This window comes from Tateyamaria sp. syn59 (assembly GCF_007995245.1).
Classification (GTDB): Bacteria; Pseudomonadota; Alphaproteobacteria; order Rhodobacterales; family Rhodobacteraceae; genus Tateyamaria.
The window spans coordinates 225715-245170 of the sequence record NZ_VCBA01000002.1 but is presented as its reverse complement, the minus strand read 5'-3'; the positions used below and the strand labels follow the sequence as shown (position 1 = coordinate 245170).

At 62.6% G+C, this 19456-nt stretch carries 17 protein-coding genes; 7 read left to right on the top strand and 10 right to left on the bottom strand.

Going from position 1 to position 19456, the window contains the following annotated elements:
• Positions 1 to 14: 14 nt before the first annotated feature.
• From FD715_RS04510 to FD715_RS04490, 5 genes are all read left to right on the top strand, one after another.
• On the top strand, positions 15 to 626 hold the full coding sequence (locus FD715_RS04510) for a holin-associated N-acetylmuramidase (protein WP_147105862.1): 612 nt from the start codon (positions 15 to 17) through the stop codon (positions 624 to 626).
• A complete protein-coding gene (locus FD715_RS04505; RefSeq protein ID WP_147105860.1) occupies positions 617 to 1189 on the top strand; it encodes a holin family protein in 573 nt (190 codons plus the stop codon). Before FD715_RS04510 ends, FD715_RS04505 begins: the two co-directional genes overlap by 10 nt.
• Before the next feature lie 158 nt (positions 1190 to 1347).
• Positions 1348 to 3318: a heme lyase CcmF/NrfE family subunit gene (locus FD715_RS04500; protein WP_147105856.1), complete on the top strand. Its 1971-nt coding sequence runs from the start codon at positions 1348 to 1350 to the stop codon at positions 3316 to 3318.
• Positions 3315 to 3770, top strand: coding sequence for a cytochrome c-type biogenesis protein (locus tag FD715_RS04495; RefSeq protein ID WP_147105854.1), 456 nt, complete (start codon positions 3315 to 3317; stop codon positions 3768 to 3770). The genes FD715_RS04500 and FD715_RS04495 overlap by 4 nt, the downstream gene beginning before the upstream one ends.
• A 69-nt stretch (positions 3771 to 3839) precedes the next feature.
• Entirely contained in the window at positions 3840 to 4616 is a 777-nt protein-coding gene (locus FD715_RS04490) for an enoyl-CoA hydratase-related protein (RefSeq protein ID WP_147105851.1), read from the top strand.
• A 51-nt stretch (positions 4617 to 4667) separates the two neighbouring features.
• Here the strand turns inward: FD715_RS04490 and FD715_RS04485 are convergent, their stop codons facing one another.
• From FD715_RS04485 to gltX, 4 genes are all read right to left on the bottom strand, one after another.
• Positions 4668 to 6425: a calcium-binding protein gene (locus tag FD715_RS04485; RefSeq protein ID WP_147105848.1), complete on the bottom strand. Its 1758-nt coding sequence runs from the start codon at positions 6423 to 6425 to the stop codon at positions 4668 to 4670.
• A 200-nt stretch (positions 6426 to 6625) separates the two neighbouring features.
• Positions 6626 to 7636 carry a calcium-binding protein gene (locus FD715_RS04480; RefSeq protein WP_147105845.1) on the bottom strand — a complete coding sequence of 337 codons (1011 nt, stop codon included), beginning with the start codon at positions 7634 to 7636 and terminating at the stop codon, positions 6626 to 6628.
• Positions 7637 to 7789: 153 nt separating this feature from the next.
• The gene (gltA, locus tag FD715_RS04475; RefSeq protein WP_147105842.1) at positions 7790 to 9085 is read right to left on the bottom strand and encodes a citrate synthase; all 1296 of its coding nucleotides are present in this window, start codon (positions 9083 to 9085) and stop codon (positions 7790 to 7792) included.
• Between the two features lie 104 nt (positions 9086 to 9189).
• Complete coding sequence (gene gltX, locus FD715_RS04470; RefSeq protein ID WP_147105839.1) at positions 9190 to 10590, bottom strand: glutamate--tRNA ligase; 1401 nt, start codon at positions 10588 to 10590, stop codon at positions 9190 to 9192.
• Positions 10591 to 10670: 80 nt separating this feature from the next.
• On the opposite strand from gltX, the gene FD715_RS04465 reads away from it, so the two are divergent.
• Complete coding sequence (locus tag FD715_RS04465; RefSeq protein WP_147105837.1) at positions 10671 to 12740, top strand: ComEC/Rec2 family competence protein; 2070 nt, start codon at positions 10671 to 10673, stop codon at positions 12738 to 12740.
• 39 nt (positions 12741 to 12779) lie between these two features.
• Here the strand turns inward: FD715_RS04465 and lexA are convergent, their stop codons facing one another.
• From lexA to FD715_RS04435, 6 genes are all read right to left on the bottom strand, one after another.
• On the bottom strand, positions 12780 to 13478 hold the full coding sequence (lexA, locus tag FD715_RS04460) for a transcriptional repressor LexA (protein ID WP_147105835.1): 699 nt from the start codon (positions 13476 to 13478) through the stop codon (positions 12780 to 12782).
• A 66-nt stretch (positions 13479 to 13544) separates the two neighbouring features.
• Positions 13545 to 14720, bottom strand: coding sequence for a gephyrin-like molybdotransferase Glp (gene glp / locus FD715_RS04455; RefSeq protein ID WP_147105832.1), 1176 nt, complete (start codon positions 14718 to 14720; stop codon positions 13545 to 13547).
• Complete coding sequence (moaC, locus tag FD715_RS04450) at positions 14717 to 15190, bottom strand: cyclic pyranopterin monophosphate synthase MoaC (protein ID WP_147105830.1); 474 nt, start codon at positions 15188 to 15190, stop codon at positions 14717 to 14719. The genes glp and moaC overlap by 4 nt, the downstream gene beginning before the upstream one ends.
• On the bottom strand, positions 15191 to 16006 hold the full coding sequence (gene trpC, locus FD715_RS04445) for an indole-3-glycerol phosphate synthase TrpC (protein ID WP_147105827.1): 816 nt from the start codon (positions 16004 to 16006) through the stop codon (positions 15191 to 15193). It lies immediately after the preceding gene.
• Positions 16007 to 16081: 75 nt separating this feature from the next.
• Positions 16082 to 17101, bottom strand: a complete 1020-nt coding sequence (gene trpD, locus FD715_RS04440; RefSeq protein WP_147105824.1) for an anthranilate phosphoribosyltransferase — start codon at positions 17099 to 17101, stop codon at positions 16082 to 16084.
• Positions 17098 to 17679, bottom strand: coding sequence for an aminodeoxychorismate/anthranilate synthase component II (locus FD715_RS04435; protein WP_147105821.1), 582 nt, complete (start codon positions 17677 to 17679; stop codon positions 17098 to 17100). The genes trpD and FD715_RS04435 overlap by 4 nt, the downstream gene beginning before the upstream one ends.
• Before the next feature lie 166 nt (positions 17680 to 17845).
• Here FD715_RS04435 and FD715_RS22985 point away from each other — a divergent pair, with 166 nt between their 5' ends.
• Positions 17846 to 19336: a divergent polysaccharide deacteylase family protein gene (locus FD715_RS22985; RefSeq protein WP_147105818.1), complete on the top strand. Its 1491-nt coding sequence runs from the start codon at positions 17846 to 17848 to the stop codon at positions 19334 to 19336.
• Positions 19337 to 19456: the final 120 nt, after the last annotated feature.

Below are 19456 nucleotides of genomic sequence, written 5' to 3'. Positions count from 1 at the left end.
ATCAGGGTGAAGACATGCAGGACGTACGTCAGATTGCGGAAGAGATCGTTGGTCGCGAGGGCGGCTTTGTGAATGACCCGGATGATCCGGGCGGGGCCACGAATTTCGGCGTGACCATCCACACGATTCAGCGGCTGGGGCTGGACCTGGATCGGGACGGGGATGTGGATGTGCGTGACGTGCGGCAACTGAGCCGAGCGCAGGCTGTGGACATCTTTGTGCTGCATTACTTCGAGCGGCCGCGGATTGGGGATCTGCCGGAGCCGCTGCATGCCACGGTGTTCGACATGTACGTGAACGCCGGTGGCAACGCGATCAAGATCCTGCAGCGGTTGCTGAATTCCATGGGGCAGAGTGTGATCGTGGATGGCGCGCTGGGACCGCAGAGCATTGGCGCAGCACGTGCAGCGTTTGATGCAGCACCGGATCATCTGGTCGACGCTTATGGGATCGCGCGGCGCAACTATTACTTCCGCATCGCCGACAACCGTCCGGCCAGTCGCAAGTACGCACGCACGCGGGCGGGCGGCAAGGGCGGGTGGATCAAGCGGGCCGAAGAGTTCATCGCGCCGCGCTTTCACCTGACGGATGCGCAGTTTCGGGAAAGGATTGCAGCATGGGGATGATCAGGGGGTTGTTGGGGCTGCTGTTCGGCGGCGACCGGAATGTGGTGCGCGACACGGTGCAGGTGTTTCGCGAGAATGCGGAGGCCGGATCGGCCCGCGCCCACGAGGTGCAGATGACGGCCATGCGCGAGTTTGGCGCGGAGTTTGCCGTCGCGCGTCAGGGATGGTTCGACCGGTTCATGGACGGTATCAATCGCTTGCCACGTCCGGCGCTTGCCCTGGGTACGCTGGGACTGTTCGTATCCGCAATGGTGTCGCCCTTGTGGTTTGCCGAACGGATGCAGGGGATTGCGCTTGTTCCGGAGCCGCTGTGGTGGCTGCTGGGGGTCATCGTGTCGTTTTATTTCGGCGCGCGACATCAGGTGAAGGCGCAGCAATTCCAGCGCGAGATTGTGCAGACGATGGCGCATCTCCCGCAGGTGATCGAGAATGTCTCGGCCCTGCGCAAGTTGCGTCACGACGGGATTGGCGCGGCGGACACGGATGGCGATGCTGCCTTGACCGTCGCGTCACTGGCGCCTTCTGGGAATGCGGCTTTGGAGGAATGGCGACGCGTGGCCTGACCCAAAGGGCGCCGCGCGACACCACTCTGTAACCTGGGGGCCAGTACCCAAACCCTCGACGTATTTTCGGCCAGCAGAAGGGATGACTGGCACATTCGTGATGCGACAAATGCAGCAGGGGCATTGGCGGAGGGCGTCACACTTCTTATAACAATTGCATGATTACAGAGCTCGGTCATTTCGCCCTCGTCCTCGCCTTTCTGATCGCAATCGTGCAGTCGGTTGTGCCGATGGTGGGGGCATGGCGACGAAACCCGAGATGGATGGCGGTGGCTGAGCCCGCGGCGTCGCTTCAGTTTATACTGATCGCCTTTTCCTTTGCCGCGCTCATGTGGGCCTTTATCGTGTCCGATTTTTCGCTGCGGCTGGTGGTGCTGAACAGCCATTCGGCGAAACCGATGATCTACAAGATTTCGGGGACCTGGGGGAACCACGAGGGCTCCATGCTCCTCTGGGTGCTGATTGTGGCGCTCTTTGGCGCGATGGCCGCCTGGTTTGGCAACAATCTGCCACCTACGTTACGGGCGCGCGTGTTGGCGGTGCAAGGGGCCATTGGCGTAGCGTTTCTGGCCTTTATTCTGTTCACATCAAACCCGTTTTTGCGCCTTGCGGTGCCGCCCTTTGACGGACAGGATCTGAACCCGCTCTTGCAAGATCCGGGTTTGGCGCTTCACCCGCCGTTTCTGTACTTGGGCTATGTGGGCTTGAGTATGGCGTTTTCCTTTGCTGTCGCCGCCCTGATCGAAGGGCGTGTCGACGCCGCATGGGGGCGTTGGGTACGGCCCTGGACGTTGGCGGCCTGGGTGTTTCTGACCATCGGCATCGCGCTAGGGTCGTGGTGGGCCTACTATGAGTTGGGCTGGGGCGGCTTCTGGTTCTGGGACCCGGTCGAGAATGCGTCCTTCATGCCCTGGTTGCTGGCCGCAGCGCTGCTGCATTCCGCGATTGTCGTGGAAAAGCGGGAGAGCCTGAAGGCTTGGACGATCTTGCTGGCGATCCTTGCCTTTGGCTTTTCGCTGATCGGGACGTTTATCGTGCGGTCCGGCCTGCTGACCTCTGTCCATGCGTTTGCGAACGACCCTGAGCGTGGTGTTTTCATCCTGATGATCATGGGCTTTTTCATGGGTGGCGCGCTGATCCTCTTTGCGCTGCGCGCCGGTGTCATGGAGGCACGGGGCGTCTTTGGCGTGGTGAGCCGGGAAAGTGCGTTGGTGGCCAACAATGCGTTGTTGGCGGTAAGCTGTTTCGTCGTCTTTGTAGGGACCATGTGGCCGCTGGTGGCCGAGATGTTCTTTGACCGGACGCTGAGCGTGGGGCCGCCTTTCTTCAACATGGCGTTCACGCCGTTCATGGTGATCCTTGGTCTGATCCTGCCCGTTGGAGCGATGATCCCCTGGAAGCGGGGGCAGATCGCGCGGGCCGTGCGGCCCCTGCGCTATGTTTTTGTGCTTGCCCTGGCCTTTGGCGGGTTGGCATGGGCGATGAACACCGGCAAGCCGCTGACCGGCCCGCTGGGCGCGTTTCTGGGCGCCTGGCTGGTCATGGGCGCAATGGTCGATCTGGCCTCGCGTACGGGGCAGAAGTTTGACTTTGGTCGGCTATGGCGTTTGCCGCGCGCCGATTGGGGCAAGACGGTTGCGCATGCGGGCCTTGGCGTGACGATGATCGGGGTGGCCGGGCTGACCGCGTGGCAGACAGAAGACATTCGCGTGGCCCAGATCGGTGAGCAGTTCAATGTGAGTGGCTATGACCTGACACTGGATGCGGTCGAGAATGTGGAGGGTCCGAATTACCTGTCCACGATGGCGTTCATTACCCTTGCTCAAAACGGTGAAGAGATTGCCCAGCTGCGGCCTGAAAAGCGGATCTACCCCGTGGCACAAATGCCGACGACCGAGGCCGGGATTGACTATGATCTGGCGCGTGACGTCTATGTCGTGATCGGGGATGAACAGGTGAACGGAGGCTGGGCCGTGCGCACCTATATCAAGCCGCTTACGAACTGGATCTGGATTGGCTGTGCGCTGATGTCGCTGGGCGGGCTGTTGTCCCTGAGCGACCGGCGGTTCCGTGTCGCTGTAGGTGCGCGCAGACAAGCGCGTGGCGATGCAGCGGTGCCTGCGGAATGAGGCGGCTTGCGGTTCTGTTCTGGCTGGCGTTGAGCACGGCGGCGCTGGCTCTGGATCCCACCGAGATGCTGGATGATCCCAGGCTGGAGGCGCAGGCGCGCGAACTGGATCACGCCCTGCGTTGCGTGGTGTGCCAGTCTGAATCTATTGCATCCTCGAACGCGCAATGGGCCGTGGATGCCCGCCGCCTGATCCGCGAACAGGTGGCAGCGGGGCAGACCAACGAACAGGTCGTAGACTTCTTTGTCGAGCGGTACGGTGAGTTTGTTCTGATGACGCCGCGCGTGTCTGGATCAAACTGGATGCTTTGGGCCGCGGGGCCGCTGATGTTCCTGCTCGCCATTGGGATCGGCGTGGGGTACCTGCGTGGCCGCAGCCGCGCGCCTGCCGTTGCGGACGGTAGCTTGAGCGACGCAGAGACGCGACGTTTGCGTGAGATTATGGACGAGTGACCACCCTCGGGGCTTTTCTAAACTGATCTGTTTGGTATTGAGGATCAGACCCGAAAAAGGACACCGGCCATGAAATACGACACCCTCACTTACGAGATGGATGACGGTGCGGCGATCATCACGCTGAACCGGCCGGAGAAGATGAACGCCCTGACCACGCAGATGCGGGCGGAGATCGAGGTGGCGGTCACCCATGCCGGAAAGACTGCGCGTGTTGTCGTGCTGACCGGGGCAGGGCGGGCGTTTTGCTCGGGCCAGGACCTGGGTGATCGGGCCAATGCGTCCGATCTGGACCTTGAGCGGACCTTGCGCGACGAATATGCGCCGATGCTGAATGCCATCGTGGCGTGCCCGGTGCCCACTGTGGCGGTCGTGAACGGTGCCGCTGCCGGGGCGGGGGCCAACCTGGCACTTGCATGCGATGTGGTGATCGCGTCCGAGAGCGCGTATTTTCTGCAAGCCTTTACCCGCATCGGACTGATCCCGGATGCCGGTGGCACCTATGTTCTGCCGCGTACGATGGGGATGGCCAAGGCGATGGGAGCCGCCCTTTTTGCGGAAAAGATCACGGCAAAGCAGGCGGATGCCTGGGGTATGATCTGGGAAGCCGTGGCGGATGACGAGTTCGACGCACATTGGCGCGCGCGCGTCGCGCACCTGTCTCAAGGGCCGACGCAAGCCTTCGCCGCGGCCAAACGGGTGATCCGCGCCAGCTGGGACAACGACCTGGAACAGCAGCTGGCGTCAGAGGCGGCAGAGCAGGGCGCCTGTGGCAAGAGCCGCGACTTCCGCGAAGGTGTTCTGGCGTTTGTGGAAAAGCGCAAACCCAGTTTCGAGGGGCGCTGAGGCAATGACGCCCGGACTGAGGTTCAGACAGACCGGGCGCGATCTCGCGACCTAGATATTCGGGTCGATCAAGGCGGTTTCAATTGCGGTCACGACGGACACGTCAGCGGCCGTCAGCGTTCCTGCAGCGCCGGTGACTGTTGCAACCGCTGCGCCGTTCAGCAGAATTTCTGCATTGCCGTCGACGTCATTGATCGTGATCACAGGGCTCTGGACCCCGAGCGTGTCGATGACAAAGATCGTGTCGTCTGCAGCATCGAAATCGGTGATCGTCGCCACATCATCCGCGGTTTGGGTCGACCCGAAGATGCCGAAGCTGTCGGTGCCTGCACCGCCTGTCGCTCTATCGCCCGCGCCAAAGATCAGCACGTCGCTGCCATTGCCGCCATCAAGAGTGTCTGCGGACCGATCATCCTCCAATGCGAGGGTTGCACCGATGTCCTGATTGCCAAACGCGCGTTCAAGGGACAGGCCCTCGCGGATCGCCTGAAGGGCGCCGGTTCCCGCAGGGTTGGAGAACACTTCGCCACCGACGACGACGTCATTGCCTTCGCCACCGCTGAGCAGGTCACTGCCCTGGCCACCGATCACGGTATCGGCTTGCAGGCCGCCATTAACCTTGTCGTCGCCATCGTTGCCGTCGACCCAGTCAAAGCCTTGGTTGCCGGACAGGGTGTCGTCACCGCCGCGTCCCTGCAGCAGGTCGTCGCCTGCATTGCCGGTGATCACGTCAAAGCCCGCCTGGCCCTGTATGATGTCGGCCCCGTCACCGCCCGAAATGGTATCGTCACCTGCGCCGCCTTCGACATTGTCGTTGCCGCCGAGCGCGTTGATGATTTCATCCGCAGCCGTGCCGTCCAAAATCTCGGCGTCATCAGTGCCTTCAATGACGGGTGTGGTCGATGGGTCCTCGGGTTGGAGTATGCCGATGTCGTCCGCCGTCAATGTGCCAGCGGCACCCGTGATGCGTGCCAACACTTCGCCATCGTAGCTGACCAGTGCATCGTCGCCCTCGTCAGTGACCGTGATCAGATCCTCGTTCACCGTCTCATCCGCGCGGAAATAGAGGGCGAGGCTTTCGCCTTCGGGGCTGTTGAAGTCGGTGATGGTGGCGGGACCCAGTGTGCTGTCTGCCGTGTCGGCGATGACGGCAAAGGCGTCAATTTCGCTGCCGCCCGTGGCGGTATCGCCTGCACCCATGAGCAGCACGTCTGATCCGCGACCGCCAAACAATTCGTCAGCGGCGCCATCGTCGCGCAACTCGGCAATGGGCGGCGTCTGGTCGGCAAAGATGTCGTCGATTGTGCCACCGTCGCGCAACACGCGCAGCTCCGCGTTGCTGAGCGGGTCCGCGTTCAATTCGCCGCCGATCACCACATCATCACCGCTGCGTCCGTCAACCGTGTCTTCGCCCTGGCCGCCGATCACGACATCGGACCCGCCGCCGCCGCGCACCAGGTCCTGGCCATCGTTGCCGTCCACCCAGTCGTCGCCCGAGAACCCCTGGACCGTGTCATTGTCCCCGCGGCCCTGCATCGCGTCGTTGCCTTCACCACCGATGATCAGATCATCGCCGTTCAGGCCCTGGATGATATCATTGCCGCCGGGCCCGCCATCAAGCGTGTCATTGCCCAGCAGCCCGATGATATCGTCGTCACCTTCGCCGCCTGAGATATTGTCATCGCCGATGGTGCCGATCAGCAGCTGACCCTCCTCGTCTTCGGCGGCGGATACCTGTTCGTCGGTGTCATCGTCAGCCACCAAACCGCTGGTCAACAGCGCAGGAAACAAAGAAAGCAGAAACAGCATGGCGATCCCCCCCAGGACGCAAACAAGACATCTTTACGCGTTTTTTGGAGTGTCTGGCGGGGGCTGTTTCAAGTCAATGTGATATAGCTAAATACAACTAAAACAAGAATAAATTCGGATCCGAGGCGCAAACGATAAGGCCGGGCGCAACAGTGTTGCGCACCGGCCTGAATTGTATCTATCGCGCTGTGGCTGGACGATTATCCGGTTGGATCGAGGAAGCCTACGACGATGCCGTTGCCCGTGCCGATATCGGCCGATTCGATCTGGCCCGCGGCGCCGACGAGGATCGAAATGGGCTGTCCGTTCACCGAAATGATCGCGTTCCCGTCTTCGTTCGTGACGTCGATGGTCACCGGGTCCTCTTCTTCTTCCTCAGTCTGCTCGAACAGGACGATCAGGCTGTCTTCGGTTCCGTCGAAATCCGTGATTGTGCTGGGACCGTTTTCGGACAGTGCCGTCTCGGCCAGAAGGACAAAGGTGTCTTCGCCCGTACCGCCGGTTCCGGTATCCCCGGCGCCCAGAACAAGATCATCGTCGCCATCGCCGCCGTTCAGTACGTCCGGCGCGTCGTCATCGGACAGATCAAGCGCGACACCGTTGGCGACGTTCAGGATGCTCGCCAGCGACTCGTCGCCATCACGCAACGCTTCCAGGTCTTCAGCCGATAAAGGTGTGCCAGGGACCGTCCCGCCGATCAGCAGGTCGTTGTTGGCGCCGCCCTCCAGTGTATCAGCTCCCTCACCGCCCAACAGCGTATCGGCACCAAAGCCGCCGTCCACACTGTCGTTGCCGTCATTCCCTTCGAGCCAGTCGGTGCCCAGGCTGCCCTTCACGATATCATCCCCGCCGCGGCCTTGCACAAAGTCGTTGCCAGACCCACCGGATGCGGTGTCTTCTCCGCCACCGCCGATGACAACGTCATCATCGCCCTGGCCCAGAAGGCGGTCATCACCGGCATTGCCTTCCAGCAGGTCGTCGCCTGTTCCGCCTTGCAGTGTGTCGGAGGATGCGCCGCCGCCGAGCGTGTCGTCTCCGGCGCCGCCGGACAGCAGGTCGGTTCCGGCTGTGCCTTCGATCAGGTCGTCGCCTTCCCCGCCGTCGCTTACGATGCCCTCAGGCTCGGATGGCGTGGAATCGTCGTCGTCATCAAAAACACTGACGACAAGACCAACGCCCAACAGTGCCAGCAACGCAATTCCAATACCCATGTCCAACTCTCCACTAGACCGTTGCAACGACTGTTTAACCAGACGCCGAACCGCGTCAAGTTACGGAGCGTGATTGTTTACGCGTGGGAAACGGTGGGCTGGATGCGGGTGCATTGAACGAAAAACCCCCGCAATGTGCGGGGGCTGATCGGCTTAGCGGTGTTCGATGTCCACGTAGTCGCGGGACGTCTCGCCCAGGTACAATTGGCGCGGGCGGCCGATCTTGTTCTGTGGATCGGCGATCATTTCCTTCCACTGCGAGATCCAGCCGACGGTGCGCGACAGCGCAAAGATGGGCGTGAACATCGAGGTGGGGAAGCCCATCGCCTCGAGGATGATGCCGGAGTAGAAGTCCACGTTCGGGAACAGTTTTTTCTCGGCGAAATACGGATCTTCGAGCGCCTGTTTTTCCAGTTCCTTGGCGACTTGCAGGACCGGGTTGTTCTCGACCCCCAGCAGTTCCAGTACCTCGTCAGCGGACTGTTTCATCACGGTCGCGCGCGGGTCGAAGTTTTTGTAAACCCGGTGGCCAAAGCCCATCAGGCGGAACGGATCGTCCTTGTCCTTGGCCCGCGCGATGAATTCCGGGATGCGGTCGACGCTGCCGATCTCCTTCAGCATCTCCAGACAGGCCTGGTTCGCACCACCATGCGCGGGCCCCCAGAGGCAGGCGATGCCAGCGGCGATGCAGGCAAACGGATTGGCACCCGAGGATGAGGCCAGACGCACGGTCGAGGTCGAGGCGTTCTGCTCGTGATCCGCATGAAGGGTAAAGATGCGGTCCATCGCGCGGCTGAGGATCGGGTTGACCTCGTAATCCTCGGCCGGGACGGCAAAGCACATGCGCAGGAAATTCGACGCATAGTCCAGATCGTTGCGCGGATAAACGAAGGGCTGGCCGATGGAATACTTGTAGGCCCAGGCCGCGATCGTCGGCATCTTGGCGATCAGGCGGTGCGATGCAATCTCGCGCTGGTGTTCGTCCGAGATGTCGGTGCTGTCATGGTAGAAGGCCGACATCGCGCCGACCACGCCAACCATGATGGCCATCGGGTGTGCGTCGCGGCGGAACCCGCGGAAGAAGTTCTGCATCTGCTCGTGCAGCATCGTGTGCAGCGTGATCGTGGTCTCGAATTCTTCCAGCTGCGCAGCCGTTGGCAGAACACCGTAAAGCAGCAGGTAGCAGACTTCGAGATAGTGGGACTTTTCCGCCAGTTGATCGATGGGATAGCCGCGGTGCAAGAGCACACCCTGGCCTCCGTCGATGTAAGTGATGGTGCTGTCGCAGCTTGCGGTCGAGGTGAAACCGGGATCGTAGGTGAACACACCCGCCTGGCCGTAGAGTTTGCGGATGTCCAGCACATCAGGGCCCGCGGTGGGAGAGTGGATGGGCAGGTCGTAGCTGTCGTCACCAATGGTCAGGGTTGCGGATTTTTGGGTATCGGCCATCAGGGTCGTTCCTTTCGTCGCGTGGCGGGCGCGTCCGCCTGGGTTCACGGAAACTCCGCGTGCCCCTCGTTAGACTGCGCACCATGAACGATTTATGAACCGCGTCAGGTGGCAGCATCCTCAAGCCTGGCAAGGGTTTCGTCACGCCCCAGCACCAGCATCATGTCAAAGACCGAAGGCGTGACTGATCGACCCGCGAGGGCGGCCCGAAGCGGGCCTGCCAGCTTGCCGAATTTTGTATCCTGTGCGGCAGCAAAGTCGTTCAGGACAGCCTCCAAACTGTCCCGCGACCAAGTAACGGTTTGCAGCTGCGGCGTCAATTGCGTCAGTATACCACGGGATACCGTATCAAGTGCTTTTGAGGCTTTTTCATCCGCCGTGACAGGGCGGCTTGTCAGAACAAAATGCGCTTTTTCAAGAAGTTCCGGCAGTGTCTTCGCGCTTTCTTTGACAAACGGCAGTGCGGCCATCAGCCCATCTTTCTGCGAATGTTTCAGGGGCTCACGGCCTGCGGCGGCCAAAAAGCCCTCGATTTCGTGCTGCAATGCAGCGTCGTCAGACTGCGCAATATGCTGACCGCTCAGGTTTTCGAGCTTTTTGACGTCGAACCGCGCGGGGCTTTTGCCTATGCCGTTCAGGTCGAACCATTCCAAAGCCTGCGCATCGGTGAAGAATTCGTCGTCCCCATGGCTCCACCCCAGCCGCGTCAGGTAGTTGCGCATGCCCGCCGCCGGGTAGCCCATGACCTGATATTCCTGCGCGCCCAAGGCGCCGTGGCGTTTCGACAGCTTCTTGCCATCGGGACCATGGATCAACGGAATATGCGCCCAGGCGGGTACGTCCCATCCCATGGCATCGTAGATCATCATCTGCCGCGCCGCATTGTTGAGGTGGTCGTCGCCCCGGATCACATGGGTGACGCCCATATCGTGGTCATCGACAACAACGGCGAGCATGTAGACCGGTGTGCCGTCCGCGCGCAGCAGCACCATGTCGTCAAGCTGGTCATTTCGGATTGTCACATCGCCCTGAACCTCATCCTTGATAACGGTGCTGCCGTCCTGCGGTGCTTTGATCCGCACGACAAAAGGCGTGTTAGGGTAGGTCGACGGGTCCGCATCGCGCCAAGGCGATTGAAACAGGGTGGACTTGCCTTCAGCCCGCGCGGCCTCACGGAATGCCGCGATCTCGTCTTGGGTAGAAAAGCACTTGTACGCCTTGCCCTCGGCCAGAAGCTGGTGCGCAACCTCTGCATGGCGGTCGGCGCGGGCGAACTGGCTGATCGCTTCTCCGTCATGGTCAAGACCAAGCCACACCATGCCGTCAAGAATGGCTTGCGTCGCTTCCGGTGTGGAGCGCGCGCGGTCTGTGTCCTCGATCCGCAGCAGGAATGTACCGCCGCGCCCGCGGGCATAGAGCCAGTTGAACAGCGCTGTACGCGCGCCGCCGATATGCAGAAAGCCGGTGGGCGAGGGGGCAAAACGGGTGACAACGGCTTTGGACATGGAACGGATTTACCTTTGCTTAACCACGACGGGTCTACGGTTTCGGCCCCTGATACTCACCAGCGCCAAAAGGGGCAAGCATGGGCCTGCGGCACGCGATGCTGATCCAGCGCGGGCACCTCTTTGGGTGGTGCCCGGTGGGGATGGCGTGCGGGATCGCCCTGTTTTTTGGTCTGAAGTTTGAACCGTCCACGGCCATGATTGCGGGCGTCGGCGCTCTAGGCGTTGTTCTGGCGCTGGCGGCCCGGCGGATGGGTGAGGTGACATCCCCCGCGATGGTCTTTGCAGTTATGATTGCGTTTGGGTTTGTTCTGGCCGGATGGCGCGCGCATTCGGTCGCCGGACCCGTGCTGGACTGGCGTTATTTCGGCCCGGTCGAGGGGCGGATCGTGGGCATGGACCGCAGCGCGTCGGACGCCGTGCGGTTGACGCTGGATCATGTCAAACTGGACCGGGTTGCACCTACCGACACTCCCACGAGGGTGCGCATCTCACTGCATGGCGACAGTGCATTGGGTGTCGCCCCCGAACCAGGCTTGCGCGTGATGATGACCGGGCATCTTGGCCCGCCAGGAGGACCGGTGGAGCCGGGCGGCTTTGACTTCCAGCGCCATGCCTGGTTTGCCGAACTGGGTGCTGTTGGGTACACCCGTGTGCCCGTCGTCGCCATCAGCACGGCTGAATTCGACCTGCGGCAGTGCATTTTTCGCATCCGTATGGCGGTATCGGCGCATGTGCGCGACGTGCTGCCGGGCGACGTGGGCGGATTTGCGGCAGCTGTGACCACCGGTGATCGCAGCGGCATAAGTCAGGATGCGCTCAACGATCTGCGCGCGTCCAACACCGCCCACCTTCTGGCGATCTCGGGTCTGCACATGGGGCTGTTGTCGGGCTTTGTCTTTGGGCTTTTGCGGCTGCTTTTTGCGTTGATCCCGCATGTCGCCTTGCATTGGCCCGCGCGCAAACTCGCGGCGCTGGGTGCGTTGATGGCAGCGTCGGTCTATCTGGCGCTGTCGGGTGGCAACGTCGCCACCGAACGCGCGTTTGTGATGGTGGCCGTGGCGCTTTGCGCAATCCTCGTCAACCGGCGGGCTATCAGCCTGCGCGCGGTCGCCATGGCGGCGATCATCGTGCTCACGCTGCGGCCAGAGGCGCTGATGGGGCCAGGCTTCCAGATGTCCTTTGCCGCAACGACCGCCCTTGTCGCCGTGTTCGGCTGGATCCGCGACATGGAGTGGACATTGGGACCGAAGTGGCTGCAACCTTTGCTGGGCGTTGTCATATCCTCGGCGGTGGCCGGGCTTGCCACGGCCCCGATTGGGGCAGCGCATTTCAACACAATGGCGCATTACGGCCTGATTGCGAACCTTGCGAGTGTGCCATTGATGGGTGTGCTGGTGATCCCGGCGGCCGTGCTAGCGCTGGTGCTGGCGCCTGTGGGCCTGGATATCGTTGGCTTGTGGCTGATGGGCGCCGGGCTGCGCTGGATCCTGTGGGTGGCGGACATGGTGTCTGGCCTCGACGGTGCGCAAGGTTACGTCGCAGGTCCCAGCGCCGTTGTTCTACCCTTGATGGCGACGGGCATGTTGTTTGTCATTCTGTGGCAGGGGCGCGCGCGCGTACTTGGCGTTCTGCCGGTCCTGTTGGGCCTTGCATTGTGGCAAACCGGATCGCGCCCAGACGTGCTGATCGCCGATACGGGCGGCCTTGTCGGTGTGATGACCGAGGAGGGGCGCGCGCTGAGTAAAGCAAAAGGCGGCGGGTTCATCGCGCGCAACTGGTTGGAAAATGACGGCGAGGGGATTGACCAGACCACGGCCGCCGCGCGTTGGGATGCGCAGCACCCGGTCACCGTCATCCACCTCAGCGGCAAACGTGCAGCCGCTGCCTTCGGCGGCTGCAAAACCGGGGAGATCGTGGTCAGCAACACCGAATTTGATGAGCACGCCGACCTCGAGTGCCTGGTGCTGACGCCACCCCTTTTGCGGCGCACGGGCGCCATTGCGCTTGTCGCAGGCGCAGACAGTTTGAGCATTCGCACGGCCCGTCAGGTCGCAGGGGATCGCATGTGGTCGGGGTGGACTGCGTCGCCGAAACTTGATCTGACATTCGATGGGACATCGCCCGATCAGTTGGCGCGAAGCGATTAGGGCGGCCCGTTGGACCGCCTTAGCCGTAGATAAAAGGGATCAGTAGGTGCGGATCAGTCCCACCAGACGGCCCTGCACCTTAACCTGGCCGACGGGGAACACCCTCGTTTCATAGGCCGGGTTGGCGGCCTCGAGTGCGATGGTATCGCCCTTGCGCATGTAGCGCTTCAGTGTCGCCTCGTGATCTTCGACCAGGGCCACCACAATGTCGCCATTGTCGGCTGTCGATGTTTCGCGGATGACAACGACGTCGCCATCGTTGATGCCGGCGTCAATCATCGAGTCACCTTTGACCTCGAGCGCGTAGTGCTCGCCCTGGCCCGACAGCATCTGGCCCGGCACGGCGACCGAGTGTGACACCTCGGAAATCGCCGAGATCGGTACACCAGCAGCAATGCGCCCCATGACCGGCAGTTCAACCGCGTGGGTTGCCTCGACCGGGCGCGCGGCTGGCGGCGGTGGTGCGTCCGGCTTGTCGCCGTCGATCACCTTGGGTTGGAAGCCGCTTGGCGCGCCGCCCAGGCTTTCGGGCAGACGCACCACTTCGATGGCACGTGCGCGGTGCGCGAGGCGGCGGATAAAGCCGCGCTCTTCCAGCGCCGTGATCAGCCGGTGGATGCCCGATTTTGAGCGCAGATCGAGCGCTTCTTTCATCTCATCAAAGCTGGGTGGTACACCGTCCCGTTGGACCCGTTTGTGAATGAATTCCAGCAGATCGAGCTGCTTTTTGGTCAGCACTGTTCGTCCTCCAAACCCTGTTGGTTTGGGTTTGTTCTACGGACGTTCCCCTTTTGTGTCAACTCCCTAGCCCAAAGGGACCACATCGACAACGTCGCCGATGGCGCGGGCGGGGTCGCTGGGCGGGCGTATGATGAGCGCGTTTGCATCCGCCAGAACACTGAGCAGCGAGCTGTCTTGCAGGCCTGCATCCGCAACGGTGCCGTCCTTGGCGACGGCGCGCATGTAATGCTCGCGCGGGCCATTGGCGGCCAGCGGCGCTGATAGAGGCATCTGAACGCGCGGGGCGGGGGCCGGGCCCAGCCCTTGCATGGCGCGGATCATGGGCGTCAGGAATATCGTGCCGCACACCATGGCCGACACGGGGTTGCCGGGCAGACCGACTAGGGGGATGCCGTTCAACCGTCCTGCCATCAAGGGTTTGCCGGGGCGCATGGCGACCTTGTAAAAGCTGCGGTCCATGCCCAATTCACCCGCAACATGGCCGACAAGGTCATGGTCCCCGACAGACGCGCCGCCGATGGTCACGATCAGGTCGGCCCCCTTGGTCAAACCAAAGACAGTTGTCAGTGACACGGCGCTGTCGCGCGCAATGGGCAACAGGCGCGGCTCTGCGCCGAGCCTGCGCAGCATGGCGGCCAGCCCGAAGGTGTTTGAGGCGATAATCTGGTCGGGACCTGGGTCTTCGCCCGGCATGACCAGTTCATCCCCCGTCGCGATCAAGGCGACTATGGGCGCACGGCGGACGGGTACGGTGGCGACGTTCATGGATGCGAGTAGGGCGATGTCCGCGGGAGCTAGGACGCGCGGGGCGTCAATGCTGTCACCGATTGCAAAGTCGATGCCTGCCGGCCGGATGTTGTCCTTTGGTCCCGGTTCATCGGTGATGGTGATCAGATCGCCAGTGCGGGTGATATCCTCCTGGATCACGACCTTATCCGCGCCGTCCGGCACCGGCGCACCGGTGAAAATGCGCACGGCTTGCCCGGCGCCGACTTTGCCCGACCAACCATGACCGGCAGCCGCTTCGCCCACAACTTTGAACTGTGCGTGCAGGTCCGCCTCGACGGCCTTCAGCGCGTAGCCGTCCATGGAAGACGCCGCGAAGGGCGGTTGTGTTCGGCGCGCTGTCACTGCTTCCGCCAGCACCCGACTGTCCGCGTCCAGAAGGGGTACATGTTCGACGGGCATCTCGTCTGCAAGGGCAAAGAGGTGGTTCAGCGCCTCGGCAACCGTGATCATGTCGCCTCGTAACGCCCTGATTTACCACCGTCTTTAAGAACGACACGCAGGCCGCCGATTTCCATGCCCTTGTCCACGGCCTTGGCCATGTCATAGACGGTCAACGCAGCGGTGGAGGCCGCGGTCAGCGCCTCCATCTCGACCCCGGTCTGGCCCGTGGTCTTGACGGTGGCGGTGATCCGCAGGCCAGGCAGGTCGGTGTCGGGTTCCAGATCGACCGACACTTTGGTGATGGGAAGGGGGTGGCACAGAGGGATCAGGTCGGAAGTCCGCTTGGCGCCCATGATTCCGGCGAGGCGCGCCACACCGATCACATCACCTTTTTTGGCGCGCCCTTCAGTAATGATATCAAAGGTTTCACGCTTCATCTTCACGTAAGTTTCGGCGACCGCGATACGATCGGTGACGTCCTTGTCGGACACGTCGACCATATGAGCCGCACCCTGATCATCGAAATGTGTGAGCCCCATCTACATGCCTCCCCCGGATGTGAGCGGATTGGCGAGCAGGGTCCGCGTGGCGGCGGCCACATCGTCCTGCCGCATCAGGCTTTCGCCAATCAGGAAGGTGCGCGCGCCGTACATCGCGAGGTTGGCGAGGTCCTCGGGCGTGTTCAGCCCGCTTTCGGCCACGATTGTTCGATCCGCAGGCACCAGTTTGGACAGGGTGCGCGTGGTGTCGAGCGTCACCTCGAAGGTCTTGAGATTGCGGTTGTTGATCCCCATGAGCGGGCTTTTGAGGTTCGTTGCCCGCGCCAGTTCATCGGCGTCATGCACCTCAAGAAGGACATCCATGCCCCAGTCGATGGCGGCAGCCTCAAGCTCCTGTGCCTGCGCATCGCTTACGGACGCCATGATGATCAGGATGCAGTCTGCCCCCAGTGCGCGCGCCTCGGCGACCTGATAGGTGTCGTACATGAAATCCTTGCGCAGGGCAGGCAGGGCGCAGGCGTCGCGGGCTTGCGTCAGGAACTCCTTGGCCCCCTGAAAGCTGGGCGTATCGGTGAGCACGGACAGGCAGGTTGCGCCGCCGTCCTCATAGGCTTTGGCCAATGTGGCCGGGTCAAAATCCTCGCGGATCAGCCCCTTGGACGGGCTCGCCTTCTTGATCTCGGCAATCAAGCCGTAGGCTTCTCGGTTGGCCAACTGCAGCGCTTGGGCAAAGGGACGGACGATGGAGGCTTCGCGCGCCTCGGCCTCGACCGCTTCAAGCGGTTTTGCCGCCTTGTCGGCAGCAACCTCTTCGAGCTTGTAGGCCTTGATCTTGTCGAGGATCGTATCTGTCATCTGTCGCGCTGTGTTTGGCGGCGGAACCGGGGGCCAGCCCCCGGACCCCCGGGATTTTTTGGAACAGAGAAGGGACTAGGCCGCGCTCTGGGTGATATCTGCTACCGCCTTGATTTTAGCCTTTGCGGCGCCGCTGTCGATGCTTTCTGCGGCCATGGCGACGCCGTCTTTGAGCGTATCGACCTGTCCAGCGACCTTCAATGCCGCTGCCGCATTGAGCAGCACGGCGTCGCGATAGGCGCCCGCTGCGCCGTCGAGAAGGGCCTTGAAGGCCTTGGCGTTGTCTTCGGGCGTGCCTCCGACGATAGCCTCGAACGGGTGGGTCGGCAGGCCTGCGTCGTTGGGGTGCACTTCCAAATCCGTGACATTGCCATTGTCCAGGGCGGACACCCACGAGATGCCCGTGATCGTTAACTCATCAGTTCCGTCCGAACCGTGCACAAGCCATGCTGCGTCGGAGCCAAGTTGGGCGAGCGTTTCGGCCATCGGGCGGATCAAGTCACGGGAAAAGGCGCCGGTCAGTTGCCGTTTGACCCCGGCTGGATTGGTGAGCGGCCCAAGGATGTTGAAGATCGTGCGCGTGCCCAACTCGGCCCGCGTGGGCATCACATGCGCGATTGCCGGATGGTGCATGGGCGCCATCATAAAGCCGATGCCGGCCCCCTCCAGCGCCTGTTCTACGACCTCTGCACCGACCATGACGTTGATGCCCATCTGTGTCAGTGCATCCGCGGCGCCGGACTTCGAACTGAGGTTGCGGTTGCCGTGCTTGGCCACCGGCACGCCCGCGCCTGCAACGACAAATGCGGTTGCGGTGGAGATGTTGAGCGTACCTTTGCCGTCGCCTCCGGTGCCTACGATGTCCATGGCGCCCGCGGGCGCGTTCACCTTGTTGCACTTGGCGCGCATGACGGCGGCTGCGGCGGCGTATTCGTCCACCGTTTCGCCGCGCGTGCGCAGGGCCATCAGCAGGCCACCGATCTGGCTGGGCGTCGCTTCGCCGTCAAACAGGATTTGAAAGGCCGCCTCCGCCTGATCGCGGCTCAGTGGCCCGTTGGCGGCCGCGTCGATCAGCGGCTTCAGCGCGTCGCTCATGCCGACACCGGCATCAGATCGAGGAAGTTCTTGAGCATCGCGTGCCCGTGTTCCGAGCGGATGGACTCGGGATGGAATTGCACGCCGTGGATCGGCAGTTCCTTGTGCGCGAGACCCATGATCGTTCCGTCTTCGAGCGCTCCGGTGACTTCCAGCTCATCCGGGAGGCCATTGCGGTCGACGATCAGCGAATGATAGCGCGTGGCCTCGAAGGGTGTCGGCAGACCCTTGAACACCGATGCGCCGTCGTGGTGCATGGTGCCCATCTTGCCATGCACGATCTCTCCCGCGCGCACGACGGTGCCGCCAAAAACCTGCCCGATGGTCTGATGACCCAGGCAAACACCCATGAGCGGGGTCCGTGTTTCCGCCGCTGCTTCCGTCAGGGCCAGGCAGATCCCGGCCTGATCCGGCACGCCGGGGCCGGGGGACAGCAGAATACCATCCGGCTTCAGCGCCATCGCCTCCTGCACGTTCAGCGCATCGTTGCGATAGACATGCACATCTGCACCGAGCGCGCCCAGATAGTGCACGAGGTTGTAGGTAAAACTGTCGTAATTGTCGATCAGCAGCAGCATGGGCGTATTCGATGTTCCAAGGGCGCGCGATGGCCGATATAGTTGCGCCTACATGTTCAGGCTTGCCCGCCAGCGTCAAGGGGCGGACAGGGTCGGAGCAACGGGAAGAGCAGGCAGCGGCACATCGCAAAGCGGGGCCGCCGCGGGACAGGCAAAGAGGTCAGATATGGCACGGGGTTTTCTGAGCGGCATTCTATGGGGCGGCGTTGTCAGTGTTGCAGGGGCCGCAGCCTTGTCCATTGCCAGCGACAGCCCAACCGGTCCTGATGCCGTGGTGCTGGCTCCGCGCGGGGCAGATGCGCCGCAGACGGGCACAGGCGAGACACCGCAGACCGCCGGAGACGCCGATCTGGTCCGTGATGGCGATGTCCCGCAGGTGGGAAGCCCGGAACCTGATGATGTGACCGCCGCCGAAGCTGCAGGTGCCGATACGCCGACCGTACCGCAAACTGGTGATGCAGAGGGGCTGGGCACGCCTGCCGATGCCGGTGAGGGGGCTTCGGTTGCCATTGATACCGACGCGCCGGTCCAGCCGGTTGTGCAGGGCAATGCACCTTCGGCACCGACAAATGAGACAGAGCTGTCGATCTCGACAGATCCTGCGCAACCGCCTGCACCCGATGTGCCGCAAGCACCGGGCGCCTTTTCAGACGAGGCGTCGGTTGTGCCAGACGGGACCGACACGCCGGGTGCCGAAGCGCCAGCGCCCGCCGCACCGGGGGCGACACCTGCGCCGCAAGCACCCGACGTGGCGGATGCGCCGGTCGAAGTTGCGCCTGTGCCCGCGCCCGAACAAACACAGGACCGCGCTTCGGCGCTGCCTTCGGCGCTTGATCCGGTGGTCGAAACGGGTCGGCCCAGCATCGGCCGCCCGGCCACCTCGTTAATCGACCGCGAGCCGACTGCCGACGACACGCCTGACGCCGCACCGGCGGAGCCAACTGACGTTGCACCGTCCGGCCCCCCGATGGAGATCTTCGCGGCCCCGTTTGAGAACCCCGAGGCCAAGCCGCTTATGTCGATTGTCCTGATCGACAATGGTGCTGATCTGACCGGGGGCACCGTGGGCCTTGCGGCGTTGCAGAGCTTCCCCTACCCACTGACGTTTGCCGTCAACGCCTCCCTCCCGGACGCATCTGCCCGCGCAGCAGAGTACCGGGGGAAGGGGTTCGAGGTTGCCGTCCTGCTCGACATGCCGTTGGGCGCGACCGCGTCCGATGCCGAAGTGACGCTTGCAGCAGCCATCGACGCAGTTCCCGAAGCGGTCGCAGTCATGGAGGGCACCGGCACGGGTCTGCAGGAAAGCCGCGACGTGTCCGATCAAGTGGCCGCCGCCGTCCGCGCCTCTGGTCATGGTCTCGTGCTGCAGTCCAAGGGACTGAACACCGCGCAGAAGCTGGCCGCACGGGAAGGCGTGCCTGCCGGTCTGATCTTCCGCGATTTCGACAGCGCGGGCCAAACGCCAACCGTGATCCGGCGCTTTCTGGATCAGGCTGCTTTCCGTGCCGGTCAGGAGGGGGCGGTGATCATGGTCGGGCGCGTCCAGCCCGACACGATTTCGGCGCTGCTGCTCTGGGGGTTGCAGGACCGGGCCGAGCGTGTCGCTCTGTCGCCCGTATCGGCGGCATTGAAAACGCTGGCGGAACAGCCGGAGTAGCAAAGGCCCTAGCCCCAGGTTCAAAGCATTCGGAGCTCAATCGCCGTCCCACGGCGTTTTTCGCTCTGCAAACCGGTCCGAATTCCCTGTTTCAAAAAATCCTCCCCGAAGGGCCGGGTT

Excerpts from the sequence above, each read along its gene's own strand:
- gltA (WP_147105842.1), bottom strand. The coding sequence starts at position 9,085 with ATGGCCGATACCCAAAAATCCGCAACCCTGACCATTGGTGACGACAGC.
- gltX (WP_147105839.1), bottom strand. The coding sequence starts at position 10,590 with ATGTCCAAAGCCGTTGTCACCCGTTTTGCCCCCTCGCCCACCGGCTTT.
- FD715_RS04480 (WP_147105845.1), bottom strand. The coding sequence starts at position 7,636 with ATGGGTATTGGAATTGCGTTGCTGGCACTGTTGGGCGTTGGTCTTGTC.
- FD715_RS04465 (WP_147105837.1), top strand. The coding sequence starts at position 10,671 with ATGGGCCTGCGGCACGCGATGCTGATCCAGCGCGGGCACCTCTTTGGG.
- FD715_RS04490 (WP_147105851.1), top strand. The coding sequence starts at position 3,840 with ATGAAATACGACACCCTCACTTACGAGATGGATGACGGTGCGGCGATC.
- moaC (WP_147105830.1), bottom strand. The coding sequence starts at position 15,190 with ATGGGGCTCACACATTTCGATGATCAGGGTGCGGCTCATATGGTCGAC.
- FD715_RS04500 (WP_147105856.1), top strand. The coding sequence starts at position 1,348 with ATGATTACAGAGCTCGGTCATTTCGCCCTCGTCCTCGCCTTTCTGATC.
- glp (WP_147105832.1), bottom strand. The coding sequence starts at position 14,720 with ATGATCACGGTTGCCGAGGCGCTGAACCACCTCTTTGCCCTTGCAGAC.
- trpD (WP_147105824.1), bottom strand. The coding sequence starts at position 17,101 with ATGAGCGACGCGCTGAAGCCGCTGATCGACGCGGCCGCCAACGGGCCA.
- FD715_RS04435 (WP_147105821.1), bottom strand. The coding sequence starts at position 17,679 with ATGCTGCTGCTGATCGACAATTACGACAGTTTTACCTACAACCTCGTG.
- FD715_RS04485 (WP_147105848.1), bottom strand. The coding sequence starts at position 6,425 with ATGCTGTTTCTGCTTTCTTTGTTTCCTGCGCTGTTGACCAGCGGTTTG.
- FD715_RS04495 (WP_147105854.1), top strand. The coding sequence starts at position 3,315 with ATGAGGCGGCTTGCGGTTCTGTTCTGGCTGGCGTTGAGCACGGCGGCG.
- FD715_RS04510 (WP_147105862.1), top strand. The coding sequence starts at position 15 with ATGCAGGACGTACGTCAGATTGCGGAAGAGATCGTTGGTCGCGAGGGC.
- trpC (WP_147105827.1), bottom strand. The coding sequence starts at position 16,006 with ATGACAGATACGATCCTCGACAAGATCAAGGCCTACAAGCTCGAAGAG.
- FD715_RS22985 (WP_147105818.1), top strand. The coding sequence starts at position 17,846 with ATGGCACGGGGTTTTCTGAGCGGCATTCTATGGGGCGGCGTTGTCAGT.
- FD715_RS04505 (WP_147105860.1), top strand. The coding sequence starts at position 617 with ATGGGGATGATCAGGGGGTTGTTGGGGCTGCTGTTCGGCGGCGACCGG.